This is a genomic window from Nostoc sp. DedQUE02, from assembly GCF_034531035.1.
In the GTDB taxonomy this organism is placed as follows: Bacteria; Cyanobacteriota; Cyanobacteriia; order Cyanobacteriales; family Nostocaceae; genus Nostoc.
The window spans coordinates 76,305-97,460 of the sequence record NZ_JAVRBY020000002.1 but is presented as its reverse complement, the minus strand read 5'-3'; the positions used below and the strand labels follow the sequence as shown (position 1 = coordinate 97,460).

Below are 21,156 nucleotides of genomic sequence, written 5' to 3'. Positions count from 1 at the left end.
TAATCTTTTGTCTTATTAACATTTAGACCTAAAACATGGCTCCAGACTATATTAGTAAACTTTTTGAGTTGATCATTAGTCCCTATGCTTTCCTGGGCATTGCTATCGGCTTAATAGTGTTGGACAAAGCCAGACGATCCCCTCGTATAGCTTGGTTCTTATTCTCACTTTGCTGTTATGTAGCTTCACTAGGAAAATTTCAAGATCAATGGATACAGGAGCCTCCCCCTTTAGTTTTTCCATTACAGCAGCTACGCGAGATTGGTCGTCCCCTAACCATTGTTGTGCTGGCTTTGCTTCTGCTGTTGGCATTACAGACAAGAAGTGGATGGCGTAAGACGTTGCTTCCACAGCCTCTAAACTACCTAATAGCAGTTCAGTCCGTAATATTTTTAAAAATATTGATATATGGTAATCAAGGATTTGCTCTTCAAGCAGCACTCTCATTTGGGGCAGTATTGCTCATGGTAAAATCAGGCCCTTCCAAATGGTTACAGGATGACAATAATTTCCACTTAGGCGTTTGGTCACTTGCAATGGTTGGTGTTATGTTTGCGAGCGCTTGTATCTACCAAGGAGCTTTTAACATGTATCCTATAGCATTTCATCAAGGACGCTTTCTTGGAACTACTGGTAATCCAATACATGCTTCCATTTTATTATCAGTTATAATTCCCAGCTTGATATTCTTGATTGAAAGCCGTAGACGTTGGGATTGGGTAAAATTATTTTGGATAGCTTTCCTATTTGTTAACGCCTACTTTTTATTCTTAACAGGTTCTCGCACTGGTATGATCATGTGCATAACCTCGATTCTGCTTTTCTATCGCTTTAGAATAGGTATGTTGCTGCGCTTTGGATTATTCATTGGACTAATTTTAGCTATTATATTGTCATTTATACATCAAGATTCAGGAACTACTAATTATACTTTATTAACTGATAGATTCGTCTCAGGTGGTAATACCCGAGAAGGTGCTTGGCAAGGTATGTGGACTGGTTTCATTAATAACCCACTTTTTGGTAGTCCATTAGATGGAGATCGTTTAGTTTTTGGTGAAAGTTCATGGTTAGCTACGGCCAGTACCACAGGGTTGTTTGGATTAATACCTTTAATAATGATGGGATTAGGATGTCTACAAATGATCCTTAAACTTCACAAATTAGGTGTCAAAAAACCTCATTACTTTTTGCATACTAGCACCATTGTTGCTGGTTTATCATCTATTTTAATAGGAAGTTTTGGAGAACCATTTTTACTTGGAAATCTGTCTTTCCCTGTAATAGCACTCATGACATATTTATCATTGGGAAAGTATTTACTTGATGTAGATAATATGCAAAAAAAGTACATCTGGTCATAAAGAGTGCCAAATCAAACTTTGATAAAAAAATAATATTTATTTTCATGTCGGGTTGTTTTTAACTTACTAATTGTTATTAATGAAAGTTCTCCACGTTATTGCTTCTGTGACAAAAGTTCGTGGCGGCACTAGTCAAGCTGTTTTAGACATGGTTAGGGCATTGCAAACCAACAATGTTTATGCTGAGATTGCTACAACTAACGATGATGGTGATAACTTACTTGATGTCCCTTTACAGAAGTGCATTGAGTATGAACACGTTCCAGTCTGGTTTTTTCACCGTTTTTCACCCAACGTCAAAATGGTTAGAGAATACGCTTTCTCTGCTCAGTTTACTCAATGGCTTTGGGAAAATATCTCTAAATATGAACTTGTACACGTTCACGCTCTATTTTCTTATCCGTCTACAATCGCAATGGCAATCGCCCGCCTGAAAAAAGTTCCTTATATAGTCACTCCACATGGTTTACTATGTGAGTGGTCTTTACAACAGAGCAAACGTAGAAAGCAAACCTACTTTCAACTCATAGAGCAAGCAAATCTTAACAGCAGCCAGACTATCCATTTTACTTCCCAAAAGGAACAGCAAGAAGTGTCCCTACTTGAACTACAAACATCTAACTTTGTGTTGCCCCTTGGATTGTCTTTGCCAACCCAGATTTCTGATGCGCCTAAACGTCTGCGGCAAAAGTTTAACATTCCCCTAAACGAACCTGTGATTTTATTTTTGTCTCGGCTGCATTATAAAAAAGGGTTAGAGTATCTGATTCCCGCTCTGAGCAAACTTACTCACTACCATTTTACTTTCATACTTGCAGGCAATGGTACTCCAGATTACGAAGCTCAAATAGAATCTCTGCTTGTCTCAAACGGATTGCGCGATCGCACCCTGGTTGTTGGATTTGTAGAAGGTGAAACAAAAGATATATTGATGCAAGGTTCAGACCTTTTTGTGCTTACTTCTTACTCAGAAAACTTTGCAGTCTCAGTTTTAGAGGCATTAGCTGTAGGTGTTCCTGTTCTTGTTACTCCTGGTGTAGCTCTAGCTGCTGTTGTCAAAGAAAACCAAATAGGTTACGTCCCAGAAATGAATGTGACAGCGATTACCGATGCTTTAGAGAATTATTTCATAAATCCTCAGCAGGCAAAAAAAATGGGCGATCGCGCTCGTAAATTGATATGTGAAAATTACACATGGGATCGTATTGCATCAAAACTGATTTCAGTTTATACAGACATGATTGAAAATCAGTCTGTTCCTGGTATCAGCCAACACAAATAATAAACAATGAGTGATTAAGATTAAACCGATGAATTCAAATATTATGAACCAGTACGAATACCAATATGAATCTGCCAATTCATCGCACCATCATATTTATCTATTCAAACCTCTGATGGAGATGATATCCGAATATTCTGTACTTCTTAACAATCAAAAAAAGCTTCAGATTTTAGATATTGGCTGTGGTAATGGTAGTTTGAGTAACTTAATTGCACAGCAGGGCTATGAGGTTGTTGGTATTGAAGAATCAGCCTCAGGTGTTAAATTAGCTAAACAGACTTTTCCCAATTGCAACTTTATTCAAGGTAGTATCTACAATCTACCTTATGGAGAAATAAGCGATAAATTTGATATTGTTATCGCTGCTGAGGTAATTGAGCATTTATTTTTTCCAAAAGAATTAATTAAAAGTGCTAAAAAAATTCTCAAACCTAATGGTTGTTTAATTATCACTACACCTTATCATGGTTATCTCAAAAACTTGCTTCTTGCTGTCACAGGCAAAATGGATCAACACTTCACTACTCTCTGGGATGGTGGTCACATAAAGTTTTTTTCTGTAGCAACTTTGAATACTTTACTTGAAGCCGAGAATTATACAAATATCAACTTTAAGTTTGCAGGTAGATTTCCCTATCTTTGGAAATCCATGTTGTGTTCTAGCATCTTAGTTTAATCCAAAACATTCGCTCAAGTTTCTGTAAGATATAGCGTTTCTAATTTTAGTGAGATACATTGTCAATGCTAAGAAGTTTACTGTAATGAACCTCGCTATATCTCAGTTGTATAGGAAGCGCTATATTACCACTCTCTGAGCAAATAACTAAAACATATTTCAGTCATTGGTTATGAGAATAGTATAAATTAATTGCACAGTACTTTCCAAAAGCAAAACTAGCTTTTCATTATAATATACGTTGATTAAAGTATATGAACATAAATCCACATCCCTTAGCAACTACAATTAACTCTCGATCTACTTATCATTCAAATATTCTAGAGATAGTTAAAGGACTAGCAATTTTATGGATCGCTTGGTATCACATCGATCAATTGATGTTACCAGCCAATCAACAAATATTCAATATCAGAACATTAGCAAGTTTTGGATTTGCTGGAGTTAATGTATTTATTTTAGTAAGTGGATTTGGCTTAACATTTTCCATGATGAGTAAAATGGCTAATAATGCCAGTAATTCATGGATTAGTTTATCATGGAAAGACTTTTATGTACGAAGATTGTTAAGAATATATCCTTTATATATATTTGCTCATATCCTCTTTTTCGTAACCGGAACGCTTCAAGGTAAATATACAGATATGCCTTTAAATATAGGCTTTTTATTAAGTGTAACTGGTTTGCGAGTATTTTTTCCTCAATATTTTTGGTATGGGCCGGACGCATTTTGGTTTATTGGTCTTATAATTCAGTTTTATATTTTATTTCCATTATTATTTTGGTTACTTTTAAAAACTAAAAAAATTAATTTTTTAATTATATGTTTTGCTATTTATACCCTGTCTAGATTAATAAGTTCTCTTTCAGAATATAGTTACATATATATATTAGGACTAGCTCCTAATCGCATTGCCGAATTCAGTCTAGGTATGGTACTCGCTTACTCATTAAAAGAAAAAAATCAAACAATAACTGATATATTTTCCAACAAGAAGCTGATTGTAATAATTTTATTACTAAGTATCTTGATGGGAATATTTATTAATTATCAACCAATTGAAGTAATTAGATTAATTGCAAGCAATTTCAATTTAACGATTGCCTCATTTCTCGGTTTGACTCTTTTAGCTTTACTAACTAGATATATTTTACCTATCTATAACTTTTTAGTTTTTTTAGGTAGTATTTCTTATAGTTTTTACCTTCTACACAGTCCCCCAATTCGTCCTGCCTTTGCCTTATTTAAATCTATTGGTATAAATATTTTTTTAATTATGGTATTTATATATTTAGCAATAATTATATTTTTGAGTTATATTTTAACTTATTTAGAATCTTTTTTATTGCCACTGAAGCGTAAAGGTTAATACTAGCTAGAATGAGACATTATAAAATTTTATAATTCAATTTTATGTACATTTCATCTTCCAAACTCTAAATCGATTTAAAAAAATTCTTTTAACTATGCTAGAAACACTTACCCTTCTTATCCTTACTTACAATGAAGCTCCGAATATTGAGCGTACTCTTCAACGTCTCACTTGGGCTAAAAAAATTGTCGTTATTGACAGTTATAGCACAGATAAAACTTTAGATATATTATCTTCTTATCCTCAAATAGAAATTTTCCAAAGGAAGTTTGATTCTTTTGCTAGTCAATGCAACTATGGTCTGTCAAAAATTACATCTAAATGGGTATTATCGCTAGATGCTGATTATATCTTAACTGATGAGTTAATTGATGAAATCAAAGCTCTTCCTTTAGGAACAGATATAGATGCCTATAACGTTAGATTTAAATATTGTGTTTTTGGTAAACCATTACGTGGTACTTTACTTCCACCTAGAAAAATACTGTATAATCGCACAAAAGCCATTTATGAAAATGATGGACATTGCCATAGAGTTGTAGTTGAAGGGAAATCTAAAACACTACATACATACATTTATCACGACGATCGCAAACCTCTAAGTCGATGGTTGAAGGCTCAAGATAGCTACATGGTGATTGAAGTCAAGAAGTTATTAGCAACTCCAGTTAGTGAACTAAGTTTGGCAGATCGAATTCGCAAACAAAAGCTTTTTGCTCCATTTATTATCTTGTTTTATTGTTTAATTTTAAAAGGAGGAATCTTAGACGGATGGGCAGGTTGGTATTACGCTTTCCAGCGAATGCTAGCCGAAATTTTATTATCAATACGCTTAGTTGAATATGAAAAATTAGGTCAAAACGACGTTAGTATAAATTGATGAAGAAATTTTTTCGTAAATATAGAATACCTATTTATATAACATTTACTCTAATAATTACTGAAATTTCTTTAAGACTTTTACTAGGACTGGGCAATCCGGTATTAAGTCAAGCAGATACTTACACAGGTTATCGCTTTCAAGCGAACCAAAAAATATTTCGCTTTGGTAAAAGAATTGAGTACAACCAGTATTCTCAGCGTTCAGAGCTAATTACTCCAGAAAAGCCTAAAGGAATACTGAGAATTATGATGATAGGTGATTCAGTTCTTAATGGTGGTAGTCCTACCGATCAACAGCAAATAATCACTGAACTCTTTAAGTCTAAAATATTGGCTACCGGACACCCGGTAGAAGTACTAAATGCCTCTGCTGGCTCTTGGGGAATAGGTAACCAATTAGGATATTTACGTGAGTTCGGCACTTTTGAGAGTGATGTTGTTGTTCTGGAGATTGGCACTAACGATCTAGCTCAACCTACAAGTACTAGTGCTCCTGTAGGAAATGACCCTAATTTCCCAACTCATCGACCACTACTTGCAATTCAAGAAGCTTGGACTCGCTATACCTGGCCAAGGTTATTAGAAATTTTTAAAATTGATTCTGCACCTTCTGATTTTTCATTAACTCCTTTATCTGCGGAACCCGATCGCCAGTTCCAGCAGAACATGCAAAGCCTAGAAGCTATTGTAAAGCTAGTTCGTGCTCAAAAAATTCCAATTTTTGTCCTGTTCGTACCTGAACTTTCTAACTTAGTTCCCTCCAACAACCCACCTAAGTATAAATTGGAGTTTATTCAGCAACTAAAGTCTTTACAGGTTCCTTTAATCGACACTGAGATCCAGTGGTCAAGCTTGCCGAAGAAAAAAGTGGAAACCTTGTTTCGAGATGGTATACACCCAAATGAGGCAGGCAACCAAGCGTTAGCAAATTTACTGTTTCAGCAGCTATGCGTTGCTGGGCAGTTACCTGCATGTCGTGAGAATATACTTCGATAGGTGAGTATAATTGTGAATCGCTTTCATCGCCAACTAAAAAAATATTGGATTTTTTTTCTTACAGGCCTTATCCTGATTTTGCTAGCTATCATTCCCCTGGATATAGCGATCGCCCTTTACCAAGCCCCTCAACCGCAAGCTATACTCACCCTTGGTGGTTGGACAGATCGAGAACAGACTGCTGCTGAAATTGCTCGTTGGTATCCTTCTTTAGAAGTTTGGGTTTCTTCAGGTACTCCACCTAAACTAGTGCGACCGATTTTTCAGGCTGCTGGTATATCACAAAACCGTCTTCACCTTGATTACCGTGCTGTTGATACTGTTACAAACTTTACTACAGTTGTCCCCGAACTCAAGGGTAAACATATACACCATATTTACCTAATTACCTCCGATTATCATATGCCTAGAGCCAAGGCGATCGCCACCCTAATTCTTGGTAGCCAAGGTATTGCATTTACGCCAATTTCTGTACCATCAGATCAATCTAAAAAAGAAACTATTTCTCCTATTATTCGCGATCTAGGGCGCTCTCTACTTTGGATTGTCACAGGTCATACAGGAACCAGCTTTCAGGCTGCTATTGATTTACCCTAATATGCATCTAAATTGCTACACAGTCGGTAATTATATTCCTGGCGCACCTTACTGGAAGCAACTTCTGTGGTACTTTTTGGGTTCACCCCTAGTACAAAGTGATTTGCTTCCCATGTCAGGCTTAAAAGTTTTGCTACTTCGTACTTTTGGAGCAAAAATTGGTCAAGGTGTCCGGATAAAGCCAGGAGTTCGCATCAAATTCCCTTGGCGATTGATAGTTGGGGATCATGTATGGATTGGAGAAGATGCTTGGATTGATAACCTTGCTCCAGTAACTATTGAAAGTCATGTATGTCTATCTCAAGGTGTTTATCTCTGTACTGGCAATCACAATTGGAACCATCCTGATTTTAAACTGATTACTGCACCTATTTACATTCAAGAAAGTAGTTGGATTGCAGCTAAGGCAATAATTGGTCCAGGAGTTACTGTTGGTCGGGGAGCAGTGCTTACCTTAGGGGGAGTAACTAGTAGTTCTTTAGAGCCAATGACAATTTATGCAGGTAATCCGGCTCAAGCCATAAAGCAACGGAAATTGGGTATTGAGAGTGCTGAGTGCTGAGTTAGGAGTAGAAACGCGATTAATCGCGTTTCTACAAGAGTTAAGAATTATTCCTACACCCTTACACCCAATCTGAACAGATAACCTTTGTGCGTGAGTTCTGATATTAAGGAGACAAAAACTTAGTCGGGTTCATAGCATCAGAATCTATCAGAGTCTGTTGAACCAGACCATTTACAAGTTTGACGACATACACAGACCCCGCCTTTCTAGCACGTAAAGTCAGAGTTCCCAGTTTGTTATCAATTTTCACCTTCACATCGCGGTCACTGCCCACATTCGCCCAAGCAGTAACTAGCCAACGATCTTCGCCTTGAATTTTGCGTGCCAGCACACGAGCTGTTGGTATTGTAACAGGTCCCCCCCAATTACCTTGTACTTGCGTTGTCTGACCTTCCGCAGGGAACTCCATTGCTGGCAATATCTTAGTCGAGCTTTGATAGGGATGCAGATTTGGCCCTGGCAAAAGGTCGCCCCTACGCAAGTACTCTTCCAAATGTGAGAACAATGCATGTACATGACCTTGTATTGTTAATTGCCGAATCAGTGTGGGAGTTGTAGCACCAATTGGCTTGTTATAGTAGAGTGCCTGCCACAACGATCCACTGCATACAGGATACATGGTCACAGACCCGATCGCTCCTGCGGTGTAGTAAGTTTTCATCATACCCATAAAGCTATCAGGACTGGAGATTGGTTGACCTTCCCAACCCATACTTGTCCAAGGATAAGTAAACTTCTGTCCCAGACTGATTGCCCCAGAGATATTATTTAGTGCTTGCGTCAATGCGTCCCATGGCACCAAATGATCTGGTTGTATACCACTCCAACCAGAGTTATGAAAATTATAATACATCTCTGGTGCAGTATAGTCAGATACTATTGGTTTGCGAGAAGAGTCTAGGAAATGCTCGTACAAGAACATATACCAAGGCCATCCAGCCCAGCGACCACGCTCAGTACCGTATTGTTCTTGATACCATGAATAAACTGGTCTAGATTGCAAGCGCTTAAATAGAGCCTCTTTTAGAACTCTTTCCTGTCGTGCTTTGTTCCGAGATATGTAGGCGAACCAGTCGTTCAGACCAGAGTTGTTAAAATCTGCATTGACTGTCGGGTCTTGTCTTACGAACTCCTCTGAAGCTTCAGCAACAATCCAAAGCCCACTCTCACCTTCGTTAACTATCAACTTGATAGGTTGGCCAGCAGATTTCTCTAATTGACCTAACTGTTGACCGTAATAATTACCGATGATTTCAAATGTCTCATTTGGTGCGGCAGGACTCACTTTTGCTCGGCCACCTTCAAAAATGATGTTCCCATTTTTGTCACGTATCCAGGTGTTCGGTGGCAGCTTGGGAAGATCGGAGTTACGCCCATCGTAGTTATCATAAAATCTATACAGTCCTCCTACCATAACTACAGGTTGATAGCGACCAGGATTAGCTAGGGCAACTTTTGTCAAATCGGCCTTCTCTATTGGTAGTCCGTATCCCCAATAGTTAGCTAATTCAATGTAAGTATCTTTCGATAGCCCGCAATGTGCTTGACCCAAAGGTAACAGAGTATTGCCTTTTTTAAATACAGGTCGAGGTGCGGCCTTAAGGTGATCTAACGGAGTCGATTGTGAAGTGAGGGTTTGAGCATATAGTGGCGTGTTAACGGCCATACTCAGAGTCATAGCAAAGCTAAGCGCAGAGGAAATACTCGAGCGCATTGAACGTAAATGAAGCTTTATCATTAAGTCTCCTTACACCTTACAGTAGTCATAATCTGACTTGTTCCTTGATCAGTCAAGGGTAATTTCTCTTACTAAACGTCTCCGAAAACTTCAAAACTAGTCTGTGACTCCCTTAGAGGGCTTATTTGAAAATTTAAAATTGACCCAATTATGTGAAGATACAGAGAAGAAGAGGGAAAGCCAGACATAAAAGCCAAGAACAAGATAGGGGTTCTTGGCAACTTTTGGTGATCTCGGTTGGGGTAAGGCAGAAGGCAGACGGCAAAGGGCAGAGGAAGGAAAAATTACCACAATTGAAGCTCTGCTTGGATTATAGAACATCTGTATCATAAGAAAGCCGTAAGCGATCGCAAGAATGAAGTCACAAATCCCATGCCCGGATAAGAAAACGTTTTAAAACCTTCTGCCAACTGAGCCTCCTGCCTTCTGCCTTAAAGTGCGTAACCTTTCATCATCACCAAAATCTGACAAGAACCAAGATAGGTTTCACAAACAATCACTCATCCGATAAAGGCGACAAACACCAAAAAAGCATAAAAAAGGCAGTGAAAACCCTTAGACGAGAAAGCGGAAATCCATCAATTCGGGTAGGATAGACCGTAATTAGTCTCAGGTGTTCAAAATATACAAACTAAATAATTATCAAGAGATGATTTTTAGCAAGCATTCGTTAAGCACGTACAATAATGGTCGGTTGTTACACATATCAGTCTGATTGTTATTAGTCAGAATGTAGTGGTGCAATATATTGCACTCTTACAAAAGCTAAATGCAGAGGTAAACTATGTTTCCTTTTTGGGGTAATGTCTGTTATGGAAGCGAACCCATTTCGCACAAAGCTAGCTTAGAGCGGAAATTAAGATTCTTGATTTGGATGCGAGATGATTTAGAGTCCAAACTGGCTGGCATTAATGCTTCTATTGATACCATTCGGCAGCAAATAGAACGCTCAGATTCAGCTGCTTAGAAGTTAGCTAAAAATAGAAAGCAGTTCTGGTAGTGTTAAAACGCTAGAAGCTTACACTGACCTCTACTCAGGCGGTGTAGGTAATTCACTTTTTGCAGACATTTGTACTTAAGTCGAGTGTAACTGTTTTGTGACTGGGCGCTGTAAATAGGCTGCATCAGTGTTGTAGGTCTTTGTACAGCGCTCTGTCACAAAGTAGCGAAAAAAAGAGGCATGATTAATATCTAGAACTTAAAGCCGTAATCGTTTGAAAGTGCCAAAACTTATAAAAATGAAAAATATTATCTCGATTATTTGGAATAACTGGTTGAAAGGGCACAAAGACTCTGTTTTATTATTTGACTCAATTGCTGCCGCTAGTGAGATTGCCCTGATGCTTAACGCTCAGTGGGATGGTTGCAATGGTGTAATTGTGGCTGCTGATGATGAGGTAGCTGTTAACACTGCTGCTAAACTATTAGAAGCTACATGGTGTTACCAAGGTGCTTCAAAAGCTATTTTAGACAGAGTAACAACTGATGAAATTTTACGCCGTTATGCAATAGGAGAAAGAAATTTTATTAATGCTAATTTGAGGTGTGCAGTACTTGGATCAGCGAAGCTGAGTGAAATTAATCTAAGTTATGCAAAGCTGAGTTGGGCAGACCTAAGTAAAGCTAATCTCAGTAAAGCTGATTTAACAGCAGCAGACCTAAGCCTTGCTAATTTAAGTGGAGCCGACCTCAGTAAGGCATATCTAATGAGGACAAATCTAAGTGGGGCAAACTTGCAACAAGCTTCACTTAGAGGTGCTAACCTAAGTAGCGCTAACTTAAGTGAAGTTAACCTCACTAATGCAGATTTAACAGGAGCTAATCTCGCATTAGCAGACCTAAGAGGGGCAAATTTTCACTTGTGCAATTTGAGTGGGGCTAACCTAACAGATGCCAAGTTAATTGAGAGTGACTTGGCTTTTGCTAGACAATAGACCTCTTGGCATTTGTGCTTTTTGCAAGAGGGGGGAAAAGGGTAAAGGTTAAAGGGGAAAGGGACAATATAGAACCTTTTCCCCTTCCCCCCACCCCTTATCCCCAGAGGGAACCCCATCTTCCCCTTTTCCCGACAAATGCCAAGAAGTCTAATAATCGTGCCTAGAAGCGATCGCAATGTGGGGATTTACGATTTATAATTCATCATATTTATGGGATTCTAACCATACAGTGTTAGGGATTCTACTGAGAGTGAAGGGGAATAGAAACAATAAATTCAGCCCCTCCTCCTAAAACTGATACACATTTCAACTTTCCTCGATGCTTTTTAGTCACAATCTGGTAACTAATAGATAACCCTAAGCCAGTGCCTTTACCAACAGTTTTGGTAGTAAAAAAGGGTGTGAAGAGTTGGCGCTGCACATCTTCACTGATACCAGAACCGTTGTCAGCAATGCGGATGACGGCAAAATCGCCTTCAACAGTAGTACGAATTGTAATGATACTTGGCTGATGTGCAATATCGGCATAAGTCCGATGTTTGTTAAATTCTTCCAAAGAGTCGATCGCATTTGCGAGCAGGTTCATAAATACCTGATTCAACTGTCCAGGGTAGCACTCTACAGGTGGCAGGTTGCCGTACTCCTGTATTACCTGAATTCCGGGAGAGTCTGGTTGGGGTTTGAGCCGATTTTGCAAAATCATTAGGGTGCTATCAATGCCCTCATGGATATCAACGGCTTTGACTTCAGCTTCGTCTAGGCGGGAAAAGTTTCGTAAAGATAATACAATTTGGCGAATGCGATCAGTTCCCACTTTCATGGAAGCCAACAGCTTAGGTAAGTCTTCCATCAAAAAATCTAAGTCAAGTGCATCTATTTCATTCTGAACTTTAGGCGGTAAATTCTGGTTTTGCTGCTGATAAAGTTGTACTACACTCATCAAATCTTTGACATAATTATTTACGTAAGTCAGGTTGCCGTAGATAAAGCTGACTGGGTTATTGATTTCGTGAGCAACGCCTGCCACCAACTGCCCCAGGCTAGACATTTTTTCGCTTTGCACCATCTGGGACTGGGTAAGCTTCAATTCATCAAGTGTGTGCTCTAGCTGCTTTGCTTTCTCACGCGCTTGTGTCTCCGAAATCTCTAACTCCTGGGAGTATATGTGCAAATTTGTGTAGAGCCGAGCATTTTCTATAGAGATGGAAACTTGCGAAGTCAATAAGTTTAGTACTTCTAATCGCTCTGCGGTAAAAACTCCGGTAGTGAGGTTATTTTCCAGGTAAAGAACTCCAGTTAGCTTACCCTGATGAGAGAAAGGCAAACACAAAATTGATTTGGGTTGATTGGCAACAATATAATTGTCACTCACAAAACGTTCTGTGTGGCTAGCATCGTCTAAAACCAAATTTTCTTTTGTTCTTTCAACATAGTTAATCAGCAAAACTGGTAGTTTATGCTTTACTTGAAACAGACTTGACGATCGCACTGTCACTTCATCTCGATCAATGCTTCCTTCGGCTTCAATCACCCACTGGTTCTCCCGTTTTACAAGTAGATAACCCATTTGGGCCCCAGCATTCTCGATCGCGATCGTCATCATTTTCTCCAGCAGAGGATTTAACTCCATCTCGCTTGAGAGTGCTTGAGACGCTTTAATCGCTGTGCTTAAATCTAGAGTTTGGGTTTTAGCTTCAGCAATATCCTGAATCTGCTTTGTAGCGGTACGCCGCTCGACTGTACCTCTAAAAAGTTGCGAATATTGTTCGTCCAGTTGCCGAACTTTACCTGTAGCTTCCCACTTTAAATAGCCATAGCGGGCTTCTTTTAAATAAACTTTGGCAAAGTTTTTCCTATCCTTGGCTAAGTAAAATCGAAATGCGAGTTCGTTTGCTAAGGCTTCATTTTGTAAATAACCGTTTTCGGCAGCAGAAGCGATCGCCTTGTCATACAGCTCCATTGCCTGATAATCTTGTTGGTGAATCCGAGCAATTTCAGCTTTAATCAGCAGAAATTTGTGTTGATAATTAGTTGGGCAGTGCATTGCCCATTGCTGGAATTTTTCTAAGTTGACATTTAGTTTATCCAGATAAATAACTTGAGTTTCTGTATCTACCTCTGCATAAGCCCCTGCTAAGGCAATACTTTGCTGAAAATAGAAAACAGGATTAATAAAAATCCCTCGCGCTCCCCCTACATATTTTTCGGCATTGTCTGCATACTCAACAGCTTTGATAAATTCTCCATACCAGTTACAGAGCGCAAGTTTATAGATGTAAACTACAAATGCACTCAACATATCTGAAGATGCCAATGCAAACTCTAGGACTTGCCGTTCATCTGCCCAAGTTCCAACAAGTTCGTCAATCTTTTCTCCTGGCTTAGTTAGGTTAGCGATCGCTTCCATAGCCAGCAGATGGTAGTTCAACATATTTTTGTCAATCTTGCGGAGGCTAGGAATAAAATCTTCGGCTATCTCTGCGGTTTTTTCTAAAGATTCATTTCCAAATAATGATTGCCATAAAAAATTAACTGAACAATAACCAGACCATTGATAAGAACCTGTTTCTAAACCACTATTAAATCCCTTCAATAAATAAGGTTTACTCTCGCTAATATGATCTTTATAATGACAAACCAAACCGCCCCACATATTCAGAATATTTGCTTCTAATTCCTTAGTTCTTAAAATTTCATGCAAATGCAAAGATAGTTCGCCAAACTCATAACCTGAATCAACTTCACCGTATTGAAACACCAGATTAAAAGCATAAAGCATATAGCCAAATACTGAAATTCGGGAGTTGCCATACTGAACTGAAAGTTGAGTTATGTTCATCGATGTGATATGCAACGCTTTAGATCCTAAAAAGTAAGCAATAGGCCAGACTTCTTTTAAGATGCGTTGAGCCATTAGCTTCTCTTCGTCTTGCATTGATGGTAGTTCTGCGAGACTAAAAGTTGAGCGATCGCCAATAACTTCCTTAGTATGATTAAGTTTTTTCAATAGATATGCATCATCGGGATAAGCTGTAAACTCAAAACCTAAAAGCTCCAAAGTATTTAACCCAATTTTATAAGCGGAGTTTAAATCATTTTCCATCCGATAACACATAATCCGATATTCATTCACTCGACACATATCAAGAGTAGTTTTTACCTGCCTGAAAGTTTGCTCAAAAATTAGCAAAGCTTCCTCATATTTACCATTTAAAAATTCGGCTTCTCCAGATTGTAAATATAAATTTAAGGTAAGTAAATAATTATCTTGCCAGCTATTTTCAGGTAGATAGCTCACCCCTGTTTCTAGCAAATTGAGTGCAGTTACAAACGCCGAAGATGATTTTGCTCGTTGACCTGCTTTCAGATTTAATTCTGCCAGTTCATATTTTTCTACTGTTTCCACAATCAATGAACCGCCAGCATTGAGATGGTTGACGATATCAAAAAGGTGTTCTTCTAACTGGGATTTTTCAGTATTATGTAATAGTAACTTTCCTATCTTCAGGTGTACTTGTTTTTGCTGATCGATTGGAATTAAAGAATAGGCAGCTTGCTGAACGCGATCGTGCAAAAACTTATAGTCAACTTGTACCGCAGTATCGCAGTACGTTGCCAATTCCGACTGATTTAACAACTGAGGAATTTTGTAAGTATCGCTCAAAGGAAGAATTAATCCCGCTCGTAAAGCTGACCACAAATCAATTGCTGTTGCTGATGGAGATTTTTCGTTGACTACAGCTAGCATTTCTAAATTAAAACGGTTGCCAACACAAGCAGCTAATTGTAAAACTTGCTGCGTTGGTTGTGACAATCGCTGAATTTTATTCACCATTAAATCGACTACATTATCGGTAATGGCTTGTGACTGAATTTTGTTGAGATCCCACTGCCATAAACCCGAACGATAATCGAATTTCAAGAGATTATCTTGATGCAATACTTTTAGTAACTGAGTTAAGAAAAAAGGATTACCTTGGGTTTTTTGGAATAGCAAATCAGCTAAAGGTTCTGCTTGAGATGATTCGCAATTGAACGTATCAGAAACTAGTTGAGTAATATGAGGTGTTGCTAATGGCTTCAAAAGCAACTCTTCAACAGTTGCCCCAGATGCTCGAATTGCCTCTAGCATTAATATCAGTGGATGGGTGGGACTAACTTCGTTATCTCGGTAAGCCCCAATCAGCAATAGATACTGACTTTCTAGGTCAGTCATCAAATTCTCGACTAGCTTTATAGAGGCAGCATCTGCCCATTGGAGATCATCTAAAAACAGTACTAAAGGATGTTCCGCAGCAGTAAAGGCATGGATAAATTGCTTAAACACCCGATTAAAACGGTTTTGAGACTCAGCAACTCCTAACTGCGGTACAGGTGCTTGCTGCCCAATAATCAGTTCTACTTCTGGGATGACATCAATAATAACTTGACCGTTAACTCCCAGTGCTTGTAGCAATTTATTTTTCCAAACCTCAACTCTGGCTTGGCTTTCAGCTAACAGTTGTCGCATCAATTCTCGAAATGCTTGAATCAAAGAAGCATAAGGAATATCTCGCTTGAGTTGGTCAAATTTACCACCAATGAAGTAACCTCGTTGCCGGACAATCGGTTTGTGAACTTCGTTAACTAGTGAGGATTTGCCAATACCTGAATATCCTCCTACCAATACAACTTCACTCGAACCAAGGCTAACTTTTTCAAAGGCAGCCATTAAAGCTGCCACTTCTACTTCCCGACCGTAAAGTTTTTGAGCTATTTGGAATTGATGCGAAAAATCTTGCTGCCCTAAGCTAAAAAGGTCAATGCTGCCTTTTGTTTGCAGTTGTATCGCTGCTTGTTCTAGGTCAGCCTTTAACCCGTAAGCACTTTGGTAACGGTCTTCAGCAGTTTTACTCAGAAGTTTCATAGCGATCGCAGAGATTGCCAATGGTACATTAGGATTAATCTCGTGCGGAGCTACTGGAATTTTTGCAATGTGACAATGCACTAACTCCATTGAGTCTTGAGCATTGGGGAAGGGAAGCTGACCCGTCAGCATTTCGTAGAAACTGACACCTAATGAGTAAAAATCTGTACGATAATCTAAGGTTCGGTTGATACGTCCGGTTTGCTCTGGCGACATATAAGCCAGTGTTCCTTCTAGAAGGTTGAGGCTACTAATTTCTGGGCTTTCTTTTGATAACAGCGAAGCGATGCTGAAATCAATCAGTTTTATTTTTTCGGTATTGGGGTTATAAAGAATATTTTCGGGCTTAAGATCCTTATGGATAATGTGGTGGGTATGTAACTCTCCCAAAGTTTCAGTAATTTGCTCGGCAATGTTAAGAAATTTTGTAAGTTCAATCCCTTTAGTAGATATTTGATGTTTTAAGGTTTCTCCACCAAAGTCTTCTAAAACCAGTGCTAGACCATTATTGTAACCGTTGTCATAACTGATTAATTCATGGGCTTTAATTACACCTGCAATATTTAGATTTTGGATAATTTCGTATTCGTGCTTGAGTTGAGCAATCTCTTTGATAGTGGGATACTCTGCTTTGAGCAGTTTGATAACAACTGAGTGTTCGTTAGCCTTTGAGTAGGCTCGATAAATTACTGTGGCAGCAGCTTCATAAATTAAAGTTGTAATACTATAGTCAGGGATGTGAGCAATTAATTTAAACATTAATACTTGTTTGAATTTTGTTTTCTAATAGATTTTGGTAGCTTCTATGATAGTTCCCAGAATTCAAGTCAAGTTAACTCTTAAAATGGTGATTAAAGAAAGATTAACGAAGCTAATCTGTCCTCCCATGCAATGATAGCAAAATTTTTTATACAGTGTATATATCTCGGTTTTCTGCGTAAGAGCTGATTCGTAAAGAAAACCTAAAGAAGACTGAATCTGGCTTTACTCAAGTTATAGGCTAAATCGAGTGAAGTTATGTTGTTGTCGATGATACCAATTCTGTATGAAGATGCGCCAAACTCCAAACTATATAAGGAACGAACCGCAAAGGGCGCAAAGGACACAAAGAAAGAAAGAAGGAAGCCAAGAGAATTTGGCGCAGCCTCACAAAGAAATGGTATGAGCCGTCTACCTGCGATAGAAAATCCGCACCGCAAACCCTACCCAAGTGACTTAAGTGATGCGGAATGGTTAATTCTTAAGCCTCGGATTGTCGAACGTACATTTGGATGGCTTAATCGATTTCGGCGTTTGAGCAAGGATTATGAGTTGTACACAGAGTTAAGTGAAGCAATGATTTATGGCTCATTGATTCGTCTGATGATCAAGCGAATGGCATCTTAAGCTTTTGTTTACGAATCAGCTCTAAGTGTTCCTGAACCTTTTTTGATGTGGGGAATCTTGGTATCAAGTGCTTTTAGTATCAGATTCCTTTTGAAACGCAAATAATACAGGAGAATTCAGAATTCAGGAGTTAAACACGCTTTATAACTGGCTAATAGACTTAGCTTGTGTACTTTTATTATTAGATACACTAAACGAATTAGCAAAAGCATGAAACAAGAGAGTATAAATTACCTCACTTGTTTTATATTTACCACTTTACAGTGTCAAGGAAGTTAGTGATTTTAGTCTATATAATCTGTTGTTATTTGCTCTTCAGCAGCATTATCTGAAGTTATTGGGCGGCTACCATCTATCTCTAGACTATCCTGAACTTGAAAATTACTCTTAGCGATCGGACGTTGACCGTCTATATCAAGAATTTCCTCAACCTCTAAATCACTAGGGTCGATTGGACGCTTACCGTCTACAGCTAGCGTATCATATTCTTGAAAAGCGCTCTTAGCAATCGGGCGCTGACCATCTATATTAATTGTTTGATCATAATCATTTTCATTCTTCCCAATTGGGCGCTGACCATCTATATTAATTGTTTCTTTAATTTCTATATTACTTGGATCGACTGGACGCTGACCATCTATATTGATTGTTTTATTTGTCTGTATTATTTCGTTAGATGATGAATCCATATCAGTTTTATTCCTTAGTTTATGCTGATCCAAATTCTTTTTAGTACTATCAACTTCGTTTGTGTTATCCATGTTTGCTATCGTGATTGTAAGACTATTTACCTGCTATCAATATGACCTGAAAAATTGTTTATCTCTAAGTAAAAGGTACGAAAAATTAGGTAGAGAGTAGAAAAATTATGATTTCTCTAACAATTTGTTTATCTAAATAGAATACTGAAGTAGGAGCCAAAAAACCTCTATCACAGCACAGAATGCATCTATGACTTGAGAGGGATTGTGCGATCGCTCTTTTTTACTTTACCCTACGAATATCTGCTCTACAGTCCCAGCATCTCTCGCTGCAACGATAGACGATTGCGCGATCGCTCTCTAAGGTTCCAAGATGCCAACTTATTGACCGTTATCCAAATCTGTCGCTCCCAAGTCCCCAATTCTAATTTTTTGTAGATACTCAGGTGGCACATGATCTACTAACCAAACACCATTGTCAGAACAATAGAATATGTAACCTGCCTGATGCATTGCCATAGTATTTACAGCAAAAACCACTGGTTTTCCATGTCTTGCGCCAACATTTTGTGCTGTTGCAATCTCCTTCGATAAATGGACATGATGGCGTGACATTTTGCAAAGCCCTGTTTGCATAATTGACTCTACAGATTTGTGTCCCGTGCCGTGATAAAGCTCATCTGGGGGAACAACAGGTTCTAATTGTAAATCGACTTTTACACTATGTCCTTGGTTAGCACGAATCAGATTACCCGTAGAATCAAAAGAAAAGCGTTGTTTCTCGTTGAATTCAACTACCGCCTGTAATTCCTGACGAGTAATCGGAAATTTGTTTTTAGCACAAGCACTAAGTAGTTCATCAACAGTAACCCAACCACCGGGAGCAAGTTTAATTCCAATTGCATCCGGTGTGTGTCGTAGATATTTGCTGAGATATTTACTGATTTTAACTAGACGAGAATCACTCATTTGATTAAGTAGTCATTGGTCATTGGTTATTGGTCATTGGTATATCATGTTCGCTTGATTACTTATTAAGCCGGAAGAACCCTATCCCGCCAAAGCTATGCTTTGTCTCCCCTCCCAAAGAGCGGGGAGGGGCTGGGGGGTGCAATGACTGTGGGAATCATAATACTACAATGATATTTTTTTATGTTACATCAAAATTTTTATTGATGGTTTTACTTTGTGTAAATTGACAGAATTTGTCTTCCCATCATGGCTAATGCCACTCCAATCATCAAAATGAGTGTCACCCTTCCACCAGGAACGAGTGGTTGATTTATGTTATCTGATTCTTGTTCTTGACGTTGCTTCCAACTCATTAATGCCGGAATAATTCCACCGAGAACTGAAATACTAAATGTTCCAGTGTAATCTAGGGCCGTAAAAAAGATGCTGGGGTTGAGCGTTCCCAGAGTCATAGGAGGGAAAAGAACCAGCGAATAGAGAGGTAAGCGACTAGAAAGTTGCCCCTGTGCAGGCAGAAAAATATCTTTGAACAAATCCAGTAATCCGTAGACAAATCCAATAAATGATGTAGCGATCGCAAACTCTGAAAAAATGGATACTAGCACTCCTAACCATTCCCCCGCGCTACCTGCTCGAAGAATTTGCAGTGGATCAAAAACACTTCTAGCATCAGATGTACCATGTAGCATATTAGGACTGATGCTTCCTAAAATTACGGCATTCCACGCCAAGAACATAATTAAAGGAATTACAGAACCAATAAAGATAGATTGACGAATTTTGCGGGCATCCCCTTCCAGTTGCGTCACAACCAACGGTACAACGTTTTGGAAAAACAGCGCCACAGACATAACTGAAATGGCACTGCCGAGGGCACTCCAGTTCTGAGATAATAGTTGGGCACTCTGAATATGCCTTCCTCCCAGAAATAATAGTCCTAAGAAGGAAACGATGACAATTCCAACAAAGGCGCTGTTTAATTTCTCAATAAACTTTTCCCGTCCAAGATACATAATACCACCAAATAAGAGCGTGAAAGTTGTTGTGCCTACCCACGCAGGCAATATCTGCACACCCCAAACTTTTGCCGCCGCACCTCCTAAAATCTCTCCTCCTTGGGTGATATATGCCACCAAGAGGGCATAGTGCATAAATAAATATGCGCTACCAGCAAGCCGCGCTCCCAGCTTACCAAGGATTTTCTCAACAACTCCCAAAAAACCTATACTCGGATGCCCTTCTGTTCGCATCGTGTTTAAGGTAACTTCTGCAATCAGTAACCCTGAAACTAAAGCATAGAGCCAAACAGCAATTAGTCCAGAGGTGGATGGCACAATCCCAGATGGCAAGGTAACGGCTGGTAAAGCGAGAATGCCAGCCCCAACGGTGGTTCCAGCAATCAATGCAGTACTTCCCAACACACTACCCGGTTGATGATTGAGTTTTTTTCCATCAAATTCGAGATGGGAAAACAAACGAGTGACTTGCTTTGAATCTTTCAAAAAAGTATTTATGGGAACCATACTCAATATCCGTACTTAAACCAAAACAATATTACTATGTGAAAATTTGACTAGTAAAAGCCTTGATTTTAGAGCTTTTTCAGCCTAATTATCGTGGAAAATAAGCGATCGCAACTTTATCCTTAACACTACTTTGGCAGCGTAAATGTCACTTATAGCACTTAATTAAGTTTTACTTTAGCATTTGGGGCGATCGCCTCATAGTTTCATACACCGTAATTATATTGAAAATTTTTATACCAGCAATAGCGATAG

15 protein-coding genes and 1 pseudogene are annotated in these 21,156 nt (G+C 38.7%); 11 read left to right on the top strand and 5 right to left on the bottom strand.

Features of this window, described 5'->3' with window-relative positions; all coding sequences use genetic code 11:
- The first annotated feature begins 35 nt into the window (after positions 1-35).
- From RMX98_RS02950 to RMX98_RS02915, 8 genes are all read left to right on the top strand, one after another.
- Positions 36-1,364, top strand: a complete 1,329-nt coding sequence (locus RMX98_RS02950; RefSeq protein WP_322678186.1) for an O-antigen ligase family protein — start codon at positions 36-38, stop codon at positions 1,362-1,364.
- Positions 1,365-1,443: 79 nt separating this feature from the next.
- Positions 1,444-2,646, top strand: coding sequence for a glycosyltransferase (locus RMX98_RS02945; RefSeq protein WP_322678185.1), 1,203 nt, complete (start codon positions 1,444-1,446; stop codon positions 2,644-2,646).
- Positions 2,647-2,674: 28 nt separating this feature from the next.
- The gene (locus RMX98_RS02940) at positions 2,675-3,325 is read left to right on the top strand and encodes a class I SAM-dependent methyltransferase (RefSeq protein ID WP_322678184.1); all 651 of its coding nucleotides are present in this window, start codon (positions 2,675-2,677) and stop codon (positions 3,323-3,325) included.
- A 254-nt stretch (positions 3,326-3,579) separates the two neighbouring features.
- Positions 3,580-4,695: an acyltransferase gene (locus tag RMX98_RS02935; RefSeq protein ID WP_322678183.1), complete on the top strand. Its 1,116-nt coding sequence runs from the start codon at positions 3,580-3,582 to the stop codon at positions 4,693-4,695.
- A gap of 97 nt (positions 4,696-4,792) precedes the next feature.
- The gene (locus RMX98_RS02930) at positions 4,793-5,578 is read left to right on the top strand and encodes a glycosyltransferase family 2 protein (protein ID WP_322678182.1); all 786 of its coding nucleotides are present in this window, start codon (positions 4,793-4,795) and stop codon (positions 5,576-5,578) included.
- The gene (locus tag RMX98_RS02925) at positions 5,578-6,576 is read left to right on the top strand and encodes an SGNH/GDSL hydrolase family protein (protein ID WP_322678181.1); all 999 of its coding nucleotides are present in this window, start codon (positions 5,578-5,580) and stop codon (positions 6,574-6,576) included. Before RMX98_RS02930 ends, RMX98_RS02925 begins: the two co-directional genes overlap by 1 nt.
- 12 nt (positions 6,577-6,588) lie before the next feature.
- The gene (locus RMX98_RS02920; protein ID WP_322678180.1) at positions 6,589-7,173 is read left to right on the top strand and encodes a YdcF family protein; all 585 of its coding nucleotides are present in this window, start codon (positions 6,589-6,591) and stop codon (positions 7,171-7,173) included.
- Between the two features lies 1 nt (position 7,174).
- Positions 7,175-7,735 (top strand): WcaF family extracellular polysaccharide biosynthesis acetyltransferase, encoded by a 561-nt coding sequence (locus tag RMX98_RS02915; protein ID WP_322678179.1) that lies wholly within the window; start codon positions 7,175-7,177, stop codon positions 7,733-7,735.
- A gap of 106 nt (positions 7,736-7,841) precedes the next feature.
- Here RMX98_RS02915 and RMX98_RS02910 read toward each other — a convergent pair whose 3' ends face one another.
- Positions 7,842-9,416 carry a hypothetical protein gene (locus RMX98_RS02910; RefSeq protein ID WP_322678178.1) on the bottom strand — a complete coding sequence of 525 codons (1,575 nt, stop codon included), beginning with the start codon at positions 9,414-9,416 and terminating at the stop codon, positions 7,842-7,844.
- 844 nt (positions 9,417-10,260) lie between these two features.
- Between RMX98_RS02910 and RMX98_RS02905 the strand changes: the two genes are divergently transcribed.
- A complete protein-coding gene (locus RMX98_RS02905; protein WP_322678177.1) occupies positions 10,261-10,443 on the top strand; it encodes a hypothetical protein in 183 nt (60 codons plus the stop codon).
- Between the two features lie 271 nt (positions 10,444-10,714).
- Positions 10,715-11,410 carry a pentapeptide repeat-containing protein gene (locus tag RMX98_RS02900; RefSeq protein ID WP_322678176.1) on the top strand — a complete coding sequence of 232 codons (696 nt, stop codon included), beginning with the start codon at positions 10,715-10,717 and terminating at the stop codon, positions 11,408-11,410.
- Between the two features lie 244 nt (positions 11,411-11,654).
- Here RMX98_RS02900 and RMX98_RS02895 read toward each other — a convergent pair whose 3' ends face one another.
- Positions 11,655-17,078: an AAA family ATPase gene (locus RMX98_RS02895; protein WP_322678175.1), complete on the bottom strand. Its 5,424-nt coding sequence runs from the start codon at positions 17,076-17,078 to the stop codon at positions 11,655-11,657.
- A 492-nt stretch (positions 17,079-17,570) separates the two neighbouring features.
- Between RMX98_RS02895 and RMX98_RS02890 the strand changes: the two are divergent.
- Positions 17,571-17,705: pseudogene (locus RMX98_RS02890) on the top strand (IS5/IS1182 family transposase); the annotation flags it as partial.
- Positions 17,706-17,989: 284 nt separating this feature from the next.
- Here the strand turns inward: RMX98_RS02890 and RMX98_RS02885 are convergent.
- From RMX98_RS02885 to RMX98_RS02875, 3 genes are all read right to left on the bottom strand, one after another.
- Complete coding sequence (locus RMX98_RS02885) at positions 17,990-18,466, bottom strand: hypothetical protein (protein ID WP_322678174.1); 477 nt, start codon at positions 18,464-18,466, stop codon at positions 17,990-17,992.
- Positions 18,467-18,787: 321 nt separating this feature from the next.
- On the bottom strand, positions 18,788-19,375 hold the full coding sequence (locus RMX98_RS02880) for an RNA 2'-phosphotransferase (protein WP_322678173.1): 588 nt from the start codon (positions 19,373-19,375) through the stop codon (positions 18,788-18,790).
- A 212-nt stretch (positions 19,376-19,587) separates the two neighbouring features.
- On the bottom strand, positions 19,588-20,901 hold the full coding sequence (locus RMX98_RS02875; protein WP_322678172.1) for an amino acid permease: 1,314 nt from the start codon (positions 20,899-20,901) through the stop codon (positions 19,588-19,590).
- Positions 20,902-21,156: the final 255 nt, after the last annotated feature.